Source organism: Pseudomonas mandelii (genome assembly GCF_900106065.1).
Taxonomy (GTDB): domain Bacteria; phylum Pseudomonadota; class Gammaproteobacteria; order Pseudomonadales; family Pseudomonadaceae; genus Aquipseudomonas; species Aquipseudomonas mandelii.
The window spans coordinates 6,196,757-6,209,743 of the sequence record NZ_LT629796.1; the positions used below are offsets into that span (position 1 = coordinate 6,196,757).

Here is a 12,987-nt window from a genome sequence, read left to right on the forward strand (position 1 = left end):
TCGGCAGGGCAAATCGGGCGATTGTACTGATTGCGCAAAAGAACGCACTGACAAAGTAATCAAATGGCCATCAACCCGATGAAACGCTTGTTTGATCGCCCCAAAGGCTCAAGTTGATCGTTCCCAGGCTCTGCGTGGGAACGATCAACAAAGGGGTTGGGGGTCAGGGCTATTTGTTTTCGCTGACTTGAAGCGCCCCGTCCCAACCACCGCCCAGCGCTGCAATCAACTGCACACTGGCGATCAAGCGGCTCTGTAACAGACTCAACACGTTACGTTCGTTATTCAACGCCGTGGCCTGGATGACTACCACGTCCAGGTAAGCAATCAATCCGGCCTTGTATTGATTTCGCGTCAACCGCAGGGATTCACGCGCAGCATCCAGTGCTTCCTGGCGCACGCCGGCTTCGTCTTCCAGCACCTTGAGCTGCACCAGATAGTTTTCCACCTCGCGGAAACCATCGAGCACGGTCTGGCGGTACTTGGCGACGGTTTCGTCGTAGGCCGCTTCACTGCGATCGACCTCGGCCGAACGCTGGCCGCCATCAAACAGGGTCATGGCCAGTTGCGGCCCTACCGACCAGAAGCGGTTCGGCACGCTGATCCAGTTGGCATAGGTGCTGCTGCTGTAACCGCCGTTCAGGCTCAGGGTCAGGTCCGGGTAGTAGGCGGCCTTGGCCACGCCGATGTTGGCGTTGGCCGCCATCACCGAACGCTCGGCGGAAGCGATGTCCGGGCGACGCTCGAGCAGCTGCGACGGCAGGCCCAGCGGCACTTCAGGCAATGCCGGGATGGTCTTGGTTTCGGCCAGGCTGAACTCGGCGGGTGGTAGCCCGATCAGCACCGCGATGGCGTTCTCGAACTGGGCACGCTGCCAGATCAGATCGACCATGTCCGCCTGGGTGCTTTTAAGCTGAGTCTGCGCCTGGGCCACCGCGTCCTTGCCGGAGACACCGGCGCGGTACTGGTTTTCGGTCATTTTCAGCGAACGCTGATAGGCCTCGACGGTCGCTTCCAACAGGCGCTTCTGTTCGTCGATCACCCGCAATTGCAGGTAGTTCTGCACCAGCTCCGATTGCTGGCTCAGGCGCATCGCTGCCAGGTCGGCGAAGCTGGCTTCGGCGTTGGCGGTGTCGGCTTCCAGGCCCCGACGCAATTTGCCCCAGATATCCGCCTCCCAACTGACCCCGGCCTGCGCAGTGTAGGTGTCGCGAATCCCGCTGGAGGAACTGGTCAGGCTCGAACTGCTGCTGCCGGTGCCCTGGCTGGAACGATTTTTCCCGACTGTAAGGTCCACCGTTGGAAAAAACGCGCCCCGGGCACTGCGCACCAAGGCTTGGGCCTGACGGTACTGGGCTTCAGACTGGGCGACAGTCTGGTTGGAGCGGTTGAGTTTTTCGATCAGGCCGTTGAGCTGCTGATCGCCATACAACTCCCACCAGGCACCACGGGCCAGTGAATCACTCGGGCTGGCCTGACGCCAGCCGGCGGCTTCCTTGTATTGCACCGGCGCGGCGGCTGGCGGGCGCTGATAGTCCGGGCCGACAGCGCAAGCGCTGAGCATCGCCACGCACAGCGCCAGGCTCAACAAACGCGAGCCCCGGGCGGCTGCCAGTGGCGTGGCCAGATTGATAAGCGAACGGTCAGTCATAGCGGAGTTTCCAGAGCAGCATCGGTACGCACGCCACGCCATTTGTTGAAGCGATGGCGCAGTTTGTCGAGATAGAGGTAAACCACCGGGGTGGTGTAAAGGGTCAGCACCTGGCTGAAAATCAGCCCGCCGATGATGGTCAGGCCCAGCGGCTGACGCATTTCCGCGCCTTCGGCACGACCCAACAGCAACGGCAACGCGCCGAGGATCGCCGCCAGGGTGGTCATCAGAATCGGCCGCAGACGTTGCAGACAGGCACTGCGAATCGACTCCAGCGGCGCCAGGCCCTGCTGGCGCTCCAGTTGCAGCGCGAGGTCGATCATCAGGATGGCGTTTTTCTTGACCACGCCGATCAGCAGGAACAGCCCGAGCAACGAAATCAGGCTGAACTCGCCGCCCAGCGCGTAGATCGACAGCAACGCGCCAACCCCGGCTGACGGCAATGTCGACAAAATGGTCAGCGGATGAATGTAGCTTTCGTACAGCACGCCCAGCACCAGATAGACCGCCACCAGCGCGCCGAGAATCATCCACGGCTGGCTCTTCTGGGTGGCGGCGAAGGCATCGGCGGTGCCGGCCATTTTCGCAATGACATCTTCCGGCAGGCCCACCTTGGCAACTGCGCGCTCGATGGCGGCGCTGCCCTGCTCCACCGTGACGCCTTCCGCCATGTCGAAGGCAATGCTTTCGGAGGCGAACTGGCCTTCATGGCTGACCCGGTCATCTTCCAGACTGTTTTCATAGTGCGCGATGGTCGACAGCGGAATCCGCGCGCCGTCAGCGGTGATCACTTGCACCTGCTTGAGCGTGATCGGGTCCTGGGCGTATTTCGGATTGACCTCCATCACCACCTGGTATTGGTTGAGGCTGTCGTAAATCGTCGAGATCTGCCGCTGGCTGTAGGCGTTGTTCAACACCGAGGTGACCATGTCCATGTCGACCCCCAAGCGTTTCGCCTGATCGCGGTCGACGATCAGCGTTACTTGCTGGGCGCCCCGACCTTCACGGGCATCGATCGCCGTCAACTCTGGCAACGCTTTCAAAGCGGCGACGACTTTCGGGTACCACTGGCGCAATGCGCCCAGATCACCGCTTTGCAAGATGTAGGAATACTGCGCAGTGGTCTGTTCACGCCCCCCGCCGAACTGCAAGTCCTGGTCCGCCATCAGCATCAACTGCGCACCAGGGACCTTGGGCATTTCCTTGCGCAGGCGCTCGATGACTTTCTGCGCGGAAATGTTGCGTTCCTTGATCGGCTTCAAGCGCACCAGCATGAAGGCGTTGTTGGTGCCGTTGGTGCCGCCGATGAACCCGGCGACGCTTTGCACCGCATCGTCCTTGAGCACGGCACGGCGGAACGTTTCCATTTTCGGCTGCATGACGCTGAACGACAGACCGTCGTCGCCGCGCACAAAACCGATGAGTTGGCCGGTGTCTTGTTGCGGCATAAACGTTTTAGGAACAACGACATACAACGCAATGTTAACACCGACTGTCACGATCAGGCTGAGCAAGGTCAGCCGGCGGTGACGCAGCACCCAGTCGAGGCTGGTGGCGTATTTGCCGACCATCCACTCGTTGGCCCGCTGGCTCCAGCGCTGCAAACGGTTTTCCTGCCCCGGCGTGTGCGGCTTGAGCCAACGGGCGCAGAGCATCGGCGTCAGCGTCAGCGAGACCACCAGCGAGACCACGATGGACGCTGCCAAGGTGATGGAAAACTCGCGGAACAGGCTTTCGACAATCCCGCCCATGAACAGGATCGACAGGAACACCGCCACCAGCGAGACGTTCATCGACAGTAACGTGAAGCCGACTTCCTCAGCCCCCAGGTAGGCGGCCTTCATCGGCGGCACGCCTTCATCGATGTGCCGGGAAATGTTCTCCAGCACCACGATGGCGTCGTCCACCACCAGCCCGGTGGCCAGGATCAGCGCCATCAGCGACAGGTTGTTCAGGGAGAACCCGTACAGGTACATCACCGCAAACGTGCCGACCAGCGACACCGGCACCGCCAGGGTCGGAATCAGCGAGGCGCGGAAGTTACCGAGGAACAGGAACACCACCAGAATCACCAGCGCCACGGCGATCAGCAGGGTCATTTCCGCTTCGTGCAACGTCGCCTTGATCACCGGCGAGCGGTCCATCGCCAGGTTCAGCTTGACGCTGGCCGGCAGCACCGCCTGCAACGCCGGCAGCTGAGCCTTGATTTCGTTGACCGTCTCGATGATGTTCGCACCGGCCTGGCGGTTGATCACCAGCAGCACCGCCGCGTCATTGTTGAAGAAGCCGCTGTTGTAACGGTCCTCGACGCCATCGCTGACCTTGGCCACGTCTTTCAGGCGCAATGCCGCGCCGTCGGCGTAGTGGATGATCAGCGATTCGTAATCCTTGGCCTTTTCCAGTTGATCGTTGGCCTGCACCTGCCACAGCCGCTGGCCGTCTTCGACCGAGCCCTTGGGCCGGCGCACGTTGGCATTGGCGATGGTGTTGCGCACATCGTCCAGGGCCACGCCGTACTGGTTGAGCGCCTGGGGTTCGAGTTCGATGCGCACCGCCGGCAAGGAGCTGCCGCCGATCTGCACCTCACCGACGCCCTGCACCTGGGACAGGCTCTGGGACAGGATCGTCGAGGCCAAATCATAGAGCTGGCCTTTTTCCAGCACGTCGGAGGTCAGCGACAGCACCATGATCGGCGCCTGGGACGGGTTGACCTTCTTGTAGGTCGGCATGCTGCGCATCCCGCTCGGCAGCAGGTTGCGCGAGGCGTTGATGGCCGCTTGCACTTCCCGGGCCGCACCGTTGATGTCGCGGTCGAGGTCGAACTGCAAAATCACCCGGGTCGAGCCCTGGCTGGAGCGGCTGCTCATGGTGTTGACGCCGGCGATGGCGCCGAAGGAGCGTTCCAGCGGCGTGGCCACGGTCGAGGCCATAACCTCAGGGCTGGCGCCGGGCAAGCTGGCCTGGACCACGATCACCGGGAAATCCATCTGCGGCAACGGCGACACCGGCAACAGGCCGAAGCTCACGCCGCCCAGCAGCATGATCGCCAGGCTCAGCAGCATGGTCGCGACCGGCCGCTTGATGAAAGGTCCGGACAGGTTCATGGCTGCTCTACCGCTTCCGCGGCTTCAGACTTGCGACCCCAGCGCCGACCGAGACGGTCGAAATACAGGTAGATCACCGGCGTGGTGAACAACGTCAGCACCTGACTCAGCAGCAAACCGCCGACCATCACCAGGCCCAACGGCTGGCGCAATTCAGCGCCGGAACCGGTGGCCAGCATCAACGGCACCGCACCAAACAATGCCGCCAGGGTAGTCATCAGGATGGGCCTGAAACGCAGCAGCGCCGCTTGATAAATCGCGGTTTCCGGGTCCATGCCCTGATTGCGCTCGGCGTCGAGGGCGAAGTCGATCATCATGATCGCGTTCTTTTTCACGATGCCGATCAGCAAAATGATGCCGATGATCGCGATCATGCCCAGGTCATTGCCGCTCAACAACAACGCCAGCAAGGCGCCGACCGCCGCCGAGGGCAAGGTCGAGAGAATGGTGATCGGGTGGATGTAGCTCTCGTAGAGCACGCCGAGCACGATGTACATGGTCACCACCGCCGCCAGAATCAGCAGCAAGGTGCTCGACAACGATGCCTGGAATGCCTCGGCGGCGCCCTGGAACTGGGTCTGCACGCCAATCGGCATGCCGATGTCTTTTTGCACTTGTTCGATGATTTCCACCGCGTGCCCCAGCGCCACGCCGGGTGCGAGGTTGAAGGACATCATCACGGCCGGGAATTGGCCGATGTGAGTGATCGCCAGTTGCGCCTGACGCTCCTCGATGCGCGCCAGGCTGGACAGGCGTACTTGCCCGCCGTCGGTGGTCTTGACGTGAATCTGGTTCAACGCATCCGGGCCGATCTTCTCGCCGGACTGCGATTGCAGCACCACGCGGTACTGGCTGGCCTGGGTGTAAATGGTGGAAATCTGCCGCTGGCCGAAGGCGTCGTACAGCGCATCGGTGATGTTCGACACCGATACGCCGACCCGCGACGCTGCATCGCGGTCAATCACCAGATAGACCTGCAAGCCCTTGTCCTGCAAGTCGCTGGCGACGTCGGTCAACTCCGGGCGTTGCGTCAGTGCGTCCACCAGGCGACCGCTCCACAGGCTGAGCAACTCGGAATCTGGCGAAGACATGCTGAACTGGTATTGCGTGCGGCTGACACGGTCTTCAATGGTCAAGTCCTGCACCGGCTGCATGAACAGGCGAATGCCAACCAGCTTGTCCAGTTCCGGTTGCAGACGGGCGATCACTTCGGTGGCGCTCAGGTCGCGGTTGCTGTGGGACTTGAGGTTGATCAGCAGGCGACCGCTGTTGAGCGTCGAGTTGTCGCCGTCGACACCGATGTAGGACGACAGGCTCTCCACCGCCGGATCGGCCAGGATCACCTTGGCCAGTTCCTGCTGCCGCTCGCTCATCGCCGCAAAGGAAATCGACTGCGGCGCCTCGGAAATGCCCTGGATAACGCCCGTGTCCTGCACCGGGAAAAAGCCCTTGGGCACGATCAAATACAGGAACACGGTCAGCGCCAGGGTGCCGATGGCTACCATCAGCGTCAGCGGTTGATGCTTGAGAACCCACTTTAACTTGCGGCCGTAAGCCGCGATCATCCAATCAATTGTCGCGCCGCTGGCCCGGTAGAAACGGCCCTGTTCTTCTTCCTTGGGTTCACGTTTCAACAACCGTGCGCACATCATCGGCGTCAGGGTCAGCGACACGACCAGGGAAATCAGGATCGCCACCGCCAGGGTGATGGCGAATTCGCGGAACAAGCGCCCCACCACGTCCGCCATGAACAACAGCGGGATCAGTACCGCGATCAAAGACAGGGTCAGGGAAATCAGGGTAAAGCCGATCTGCTTGGCGCCCTTCAGCGCCGCATTAAGGGGACTGTCCCCTTCTTCGATAAACCGGGAAATGTTCTCCAGCATCACGATCGCATCGTCCACCACGAAACCGGTGGCGATGGTCAGGGCCATCAAGGTCAGGTTGTTGACCGAGAAACCGGCGAGGTACATCACGCCGAATGTGCCGATCAACGACAGCGGTACGGCCACCGACGGAATGATCGTGGCGCTGAACCGGCGCAGGAACAGAAACGTGACCATGACCACCAGCGCGATGGCGATCAGCAATTCGTGCTGCACATCGGTGACGGAGGCGCGGATGGTCTGGGTGCGGTCGGTGAGGACCGTGACGTCAAGGCCGGCCGGCAGGTTGTCGGTGATGCTCGGCAGCAAGGCCTTGATACGGTCGACCACCTCGATAACGTTCGCGCCGGGCTGACGCTGAATGTTCAGCAACACCGCCTGGTTTTCATTGGCCCATGCCGCCAGGCGTTCGTTCTCGGCGCCGTCGACAATCTCGGCCACGTCCTTGAGGCGCAGCGGCGCGCCGTTGGCATAGGCCAAAATCAGGTTGGCATAGTCCTTCGGCGAGGTCAGTTGGTCGTTGGCATCGAGCATCGAGACCCGGGTCGGGCCGTCGAAGTTGCCCTTGGGCTGGTTGACGTTGGACGCGCCGATCAGGGTGCGCACATCCGACAGGTTCAAGCCATTGGCCGCCAACGCCTCCGGGTTGACCTTGATCCGCACCGCCTGGCGCTGGCCGCCGGCAATGCTGACCATGCCGACGCCGCTGATCTGGGCGATTTTCTGCGCCATGCGCGTATCGACCAAGTCGTTAAGCTTGGGTAACAGCATGGTTTTGGAGGTGATGGCCAGGGTCAGCACCGGGGTGTCCGCCGGGTTGACCTTGTTGTACACCGGCGGTGCCGGCAGGTCCTTGGGCAGCAGATTGGTCGCAGCGTTGATCGCGGCCTGCACCTGCTGTTCGGCGACGTCCATGTTGATGTCGAGGCTGAAACGCAGGGTCAGCACCGACGCGCCACCGGAACTGGTCGACGCCATCTGAGTCAGGCCGGGCATCTGCCCGAACTGACGCTCCAGCGGCGCGGTCACGGCGCTGGTCATGACATCCGGGCTGGCGCCGGGATACAGCGTCATGACGCGGATGGTCGGGTAATCCACCTGAGGCAATGCCGACACCGGCAGCAGCCGATAAGCAATCACGCCGGCCAGGATAATGGCCAGCATGCTCAGCGTGGTGGCGACCGGGCGAAGGATGAACAGCCGCGAGATGTTCATGCGCCGCCCTTTTTCGCCTTGTCGTTGGTCGCCGGCTCAGCCGAGCTGGCTGCCGACTTGCCTTGCAGGTGCCCGGTCGGGGTGGTCGGCACGTCCTTGGTGTCGTTGACCACCTCCACTTCGCTGCCTTCCTTCAGGCGGTCGGTGCCTTCGAGGACCACTCGGTCCCCAGGCGCCAGGCCTTCGGTAATCACCGTGTTTTCACCGTCACTGGCACCGACTTTCAACTGGCGGATCGCGACTTTCTTGTCACCGTCCATGGCGTAGACAAAGGTGCCGTTAGTGCCGAACTGAATCGCCGCCGATGGCGCGAGCACCACGTCTTTCAAGGTGTCGGCGAGCAGGTGGACGTTGACGAACTGATTGGGGAACAGCGCCTGATCACGGTTCTCGTAGCGTGCCTTGAATTTCAGGGTGCCGGTGGTCACGTCGATCTGGTTGTCCAGGCTCTGCAACACACCGGTGGCCTGCAACTTGGTGTCACCACGGTCCCAGGCTTCGGCCGGCAATTTGGCGCCGGTGCGGTAGCGTGCCAGGACGATGTCGAGGCTGTTTTCCGGCAAGGTGAAGGCGACGCTGATCGGTTGGGTCTGGGTGATGATCACCAGCGCCGTGGTGTCGTTGGCCGCCACCAGGTTGCCGACGTCCAGCTGCCGCAGACCCACGCGCCCGGTAATCGGGGCGCGGATCCTGGTGAATTCGAGATTGAGCTTGGCGTCGTTGACCGCCGCCTGATTGGTCTTGACCGTGCCCTGGTACTGGGCGACCAGTGCTTCGGCGGTGTCCAGGGTTTGCTTGGCGATGCTGTCTTCCTTGAACAGGCCGCGATAACGCTCGACGTCGACCTGCGCGTTTTTCAGTTGTGCCTGGTTCTGCAGCAGCGTGCCTTCGGCCTGGAGCAAGGCGTTCTGGTAAGGGCGCGGATCGATTTCAGCCAGCAGGTCGCCGGCCTTGACCATCTGCCCTTCTTCGAAGGAAATCTTCATCAGTTCGCCGCCAACCCGACTGCGCACATTGATGGTGTTCAGTGCGGTAACGGTGCCCAGTGCCTTGTAGTACAGCGGAAAATCACCCTTTACCGCCGGCGCTACGCGCACCGGGATCGGTCCGGTCGCCCCGCCGAAGCCAGGACGCATCCCCCCCGACTTGCCGGTGTGGCCGGCCACGGCTTTCGGCGCAGCTCCGTCCTTATTGGCAGTGCCGGCGGGCCAGAATTTCCAGCACAGGCCAGCGATGACCAACAGGACAAGCAGGCCGAGCAGCCAGCGACGAGGATTACGGGAAGCGGAGGATTGCATGGAATGATCAACCATTGGGCGCGTGAGCTTCTTTCTACAGGAGGCTGAACGATAAGCACTGGTGGGTATTAAGCAAAGCGCCTTTACCGGCAATTTACCTTCGGCTTACGTAACAGGAGATTTATCTAAGACACTGAAGCACAAATGAAAACGGCCTGGACAGAGGGGGCGTTCTCAGCTAATTACCCCGCCGCGCCGGGTCTGCTGTTGTGCAGGCCAAGGCGCGAGAAGCGTGGTTTGGTCATTCCAAATAAGCTTCGAGCAACGCAGCCCTGCACAACAGCAGGCCCGGCCCTTCGGGTTTTGCCTTAAAGCGGGCCAGCCTGCGTTGCAGGCCTTGGAAAGGGAACAACCATTCCCAGCGGCCTGCGCCTTGCCTGGCCCGCTTTAAGGCGACAACGCGGCGGGGAAATTAACTGAGAACGCCCCCTCAGGCCGTTAACAATTGTAAAAGTAACCTTATTTCAGAACGGCGAGTGCCGCTTCGTAGTTCGGTTCTTCAGCAATTTCCTTGACCAGTTCGCTGTGCAGAACGTTGTCGTTTTCGTCCAGTACCACGACGGCACGGGCGGTCAGGCCTTTGAGCGGGCCGTCAGCGATGGCCACGCCGTAGTTCTCGATGAACTCGGCACCGCGCAGGGTCGACAGGTTCTGTACGTTTTCCAGGCCTTCGGCGCCGCAGAAGCGAGCTTGAGCGAACGGCAGGTCAGCGGAGATGCACAGCACCACGGTGTTGGCGATGTCGTTGGCCTGGGCGTTGAACTTGCGTACCGAAGTGGCGCAGGTCGGGGTGTCGACGCTTGGGAAGATGTTCAGCACTTTGCGCTTGCCGGCGAAGTTCGCCAGGGTCACGTCGGACAGATTGCCGGCAACCAGGGAAAAGGCTGGCGCCTTGGAACCGGCTTGTGGCAGTTGGCCGTTGACTTGAACCGGGGAGCCTTTAAGAGTGACTTGAGCCATGAACGGAGTCCTTCTGACGTTGTTGTGGAGAATTTTGAAGAGGCCGAAGTTAACCACGAAATGGCCCGACGACCTATGCCCGGATACAAATTGTGAAGTGTCGCCCCCTAAACTGGATACAACTCTTCCAAACGACACAGAAACCTGTAGGAGCGAGCCTGCTCGCGATAGCGGTGTATTAGTCGATATTCATTTTGAATGTCGGTCCGCTATCGTAAGCAGGCGACCTCCCACAGGATCGGATGCGCACCCACTGTCTCAGCAACCGCAGCACATTTTGGTGCCGCGCCTCGAAAATCCGGCACATATCAACGCACCAGCGACAGCCGAACAGTTCGCGCAGCCGGTGTACAGCGTACCGCCCTCTCCCGCCTTCACCCGGTGTTCAAGATGAAAGGCAGCCACCGCCTCTATATTTCACACATTGCCTGTCGATTCGGCTCACGCCCATTCGACTAGACAGTGAATCACCCACCCTCCAGCGGAGATAAAACCATGCGATTCATGATCATTGTGAAAGCCAGCCCGGACTCCGAGGCCGGTGTGCTGCCCACCGAGGAATTGATGACAGCGATGGGCAATTACAACGAGGAACTGACCAAGGCCGGCATCCTCATCGACTGCGACGGCCTGCAACCGAGCAGCAAAGGCGCCCGGGTGCGTTTCTCCGGCGAAAAACGCACGGTCATCGACGGCCCGTTCGCCGAAACCAAGGAGCTGATCGCCGGTTACTGGATTTGGGAGGTCAAGTCGAAAGAGGAAGCGATCGAGTGGGTCAAACGCTGCCCCAATCCGATGCCGGGCACCGAAGCGGAGATCGAGATCCGCCCTATATACGGAGCGGAAGATTTCGGCGAGGAATTCACTCCGCAACTGCGTGAGCAGGAAGAACGGATACGCGAGCAGATGAAAAAGCGCTGAACATTGCAGGGGGTTAAGCGTCCAGCGCCACCTCATCAACACCTTTCTCGGGCAAGTCGATCACCACACCGCGCTCTCTTGCAGGTGCCAGGCTTGCCCGCGATGGCTTTTCTGCCACATCACCCAAGCCTCAGGTTTGCATTCAATTTCAATGCACAAAAAATACCGAAAACCTGAACAAACTTCCAAAGCCCCCGTCCGGCTGGCGAATCCGACGTTAGCTGCTAACTTCAACAAACATGTCATACAGGCTTGATAGGAAAGAGATTACGCAGCAGTGGCAACCGCGACACAACTGCCTTTCGGTAAATAGGAGTCTCGTATGCACTGTGCAATTCGCTTGGCCGGCTACAGCCTGATGACCATGTTCGTCAGTTGCGGCGTCGGTGCCCAGGACCTCGATACCCAAATCCGCAAGGCTGCGCTGGAAAACAGTCTGCCGGCCCAAGAAGCGATCCTTTGTTTCTACACGGGTTCTATGGCGATCGACCCCCCATCCCGTCCGGTACTCGACGCCGTCACAGCGGTGAAATGACGCCCAAGGGTTCACTATGACTAACCGCCTGTTGCTCACCGCGCTCTCGCTCGCCCTGAGCACCAGCGCCTGGGCCGACTTCACTGCTACTCCCGAAGACGCCCGGGGCATCGCCAAGGAAGCCTACCTGTACGGATTTCCGGTGGTGGAGATGTACAAAACCCTCTACTCCCAAGCGGTTGACACGAAGAGCGCGAACTTCAAGGCGCCGTTCAACCGGATCGGCAACACCGCGAAGGCGTTCACCGCCAAGGACACTGCGTTCGTCACACCCAACGCCGACACGCCCTACTCCTTTGTGTGGATGGACCTGCGCGCCGAACCAGTGGTGCTGACTTTGCCGCCCATCGACGAGCACCGTTACTACTCCGTGCAATTGATCGACGCCTACACGCAAAACTTTGCGTACCTGGGCACCCGCAGTACGGGCAACAACGGCGGGCATTTCATGGTCGCCGGCCCCAACTGGCAGGGTCAGCAACCGGTAAAAATGGATCGACTGCTGCGCAGCGAAACCGACATCGCCTACGCCCTGTATCGCACGCAGCTGTTCGATGAAAAGGACCTGGCCCAGGTCAAGAAGATTCAGAAAGGCTACAAGGTCGAAACGCTGAGCCACTACGTCAAGCAAAAGGCCCCACCCGCCGCGCCGAAGGTTGCCTGGCCCAAACCCACCCCGACCATGAGCGATACCCCTGATCTGTTCCGCTACCTTAACTTCATGCTGGCCTTCGCCCCGGCGCAGGACGCGGAAAAGGACTTGCTCGCGCGCTTCAAGACCATCGGCATCGAGGCCGGCGAGCCTTTCAACCTGCACGACTTCACCGCAGAACAACGCCAGGCCCTGGAAGACGGTATCAGTGATGCCAAGGCCGAATTCGCCCGATTCAAGAAAGACAAAGTCGATACTCACGAGGTCACCAGCGGCGATTTCTACGGCACTCGCGATCACCTCAAGGGCAATTACCTGTACCGCTACGCTGGCGCCAACCTGGGGATTTTCGGCAACTCGGCCGAAGAGGCCAATTACATCGGCTATTTCGTCGACAAGGACGGCAAGCCGCTCGACGCCTCGAAACACGATTACACCCTGCACTTCGACAAAGGCGCCCTGCCCCCGGCCGATGCGTTCTGGTCGCTGACGATGTACGACAGCAAGAACAAGTTGCTGGTGACCAACCCGTTGAATCGCTACCTGATCAATTCGCGGATGCTGCCCGATCTCAAGCTCGACACCGACGGTGGCTTGACCCTTTATCTGCAAAACAGTGCACCGGCCAAGGACCTGCAAAGCAACTGGCTGCCTGCGCCGGAAGGCCCGTTCTATGGGGTCTTGCGCCTTTACCTGCCTAAACCGGAAGTCACCAGCGGCCAGTGGCAAATTCCGCCGCTAAACCCCGTGCCTGCTAAACCATGA

General features: G+C 60.7%; 8 protein-coding genes. 3 read left to right on the forward strand and 5 right to left on the reverse strand.

The genetic code is table 11. From position 1 onward, the window contains the following. Positions 1–169: 169 nt before the first annotated feature. The 5 genes from BLU63_RS28650 to tpx form a co-directional block, all read right to left on the reverse strand. The gene (locus BLU63_RS28650; protein WP_010459914.1) at positions 170–1,651 is read right to left on the reverse strand and encodes an efflux transporter outer membrane subunit; all 1,482 of its coding nucleotides are present in this window, start codon (positions 1,649–1,651) and stop codon (positions 170–172) included. Continuing rightward, entirely contained in the window at positions 1,648–4,755 is a 3,108-nt protein-coding gene (locus tag BLU63_RS28655; protein WP_010459913.1) for an efflux RND transporter permease subunit, read from the reverse strand. Before BLU63_RS28655 ends, BLU63_RS28650 begins: the two co-directional genes overlap by 4 nt. Continuing rightward, positions 4,752–7,856, reverse strand: a complete 3,105-nt coding sequence (locus BLU63_RS28660) for an MdtB/MuxB family multidrug efflux RND transporter permease subunit (RefSeq protein ID WP_010459912.1) — start codon at positions 7,854–7,856, stop codon at positions 4,752–4,754. Before BLU63_RS28660 ends, BLU63_RS28655 begins: the two co-directional genes overlap by 4 nt. After that, positions 7,853–9,169, reverse strand: a complete 1,317-nt coding sequence (locus tag BLU63_RS28665; protein ID WP_083376853.1) for an MdtA/MuxA family multidrug efflux RND transporter periplasmic adaptor subunit — start codon at positions 9,167–9,169, stop codon at positions 7,853–7,855. The genes BLU63_RS28660 and BLU63_RS28665 overlap by 4 nt, the downstream gene beginning before the upstream one ends. 444 nt (positions 9,170–9,613) lie before the next feature. After that, the gene (gene tpx, locus BLU63_RS28670) at positions 9,614–10,114 is read right to left on the reverse strand and encodes a thiol peroxidase (RefSeq protein WP_010459910.1); all 501 of its coding nucleotides are present in this window, start codon (positions 10,112–10,114) and stop codon (positions 9,614–9,616) included. Positions 10,115–10,609: 495 nt separating this feature from the next. Here tpx and BLU63_RS28675 point away from each other — a divergent pair, with 495 nt between their 5' ends. The 3 genes from BLU63_RS28675 (at position 10,610) to BLU63_RS28685 (ending at position 12,987) form a co-directional block, all read left to right on the forward strand. Further along, positions 10,610–11,035 carry a YciI family protein gene (locus BLU63_RS28675; protein WP_010459909.1) on the forward strand — a complete coding sequence of 142 codons (426 nt, stop codon included), beginning with the start codon at positions 10,610–10,612 and terminating at the stop codon, positions 11,033–11,035. Positions 11,036–11,357: 322 nt separating this feature from the next. Continuing rightward, positions 11,358–11,570 carry a hypothetical protein gene (locus tag BLU63_RS28680; protein ID WP_077749976.1) on the forward strand — a complete coding sequence of 71 codons (213 nt, stop codon included), beginning with the start codon at positions 11,358–11,360 and terminating at the stop codon, positions 11,568–11,570. 16 nt (positions 11,571–11,586) lie between these two features. Further along, a complete protein-coding gene (locus tag BLU63_RS28685; RefSeq protein ID WP_083376854.1) occupies positions 11,587–12,987 on the forward strand; it encodes a DUF1254 domain-containing protein in 1,401 nt (466 codons plus the stop codon).

Excerpts from the sequence above, each read along its gene's own strand:
- BLU63_RS28650 (WP_010459914.1), bottom strand. The coding sequence starts at position 1,651 with ATGACTGACCGTTCGCTTATCAATCTGGCCACGCCACTGGCAGCCGCC.
- BLU63_RS28655 (WP_010459913.1), bottom strand. The coding sequence starts at position 4,755 with ATGAACCTGTCCGGACCTTTCATCAAGCGGCCGGTCGCGACCATGCTG.
- BLU63_RS28660 (WP_010459912.1), bottom strand. The coding sequence starts at position 7,856 with ATGAACATCTCGCGGCTGTTCATCCTTCGCCCGGTCGCCACCACGCTG.
- BLU63_RS28665 (WP_083376853.1), bottom strand. The coding sequence starts at position 9,169 with ATGGTTGATCATTCCATGCAATCCTCCGCTTCCCGTAATCCTCGTCGC.
- tpx (WP_010459910.1), bottom strand. The coding sequence starts at position 10,114 with ATGGCTCAAGTCACTCTTAAAGGCTCCCCGGTTCAAGTCAACGGCCAA.
- BLU63_RS28675 (WP_010459909.1), top strand. The coding sequence starts at position 10,610 with ATGCGATTCATGATCATTGTGAAAGCCAGCCCGGACTCCGAGGCCGGT.
- BLU63_RS28680 (WP_077749976.1), top strand. The coding sequence starts at position 11,358 with ATGCACTGTGCAATTCGCTTGGCCGGCTACAGCCTGATGACCATGTTC.
- BLU63_RS28685 (WP_083376854.1), top strand. The coding sequence starts at position 11,587 with ATGACTAACCGCCTGTTGCTCACCGCGCTCTCGCTCGCCCTGAGCACC.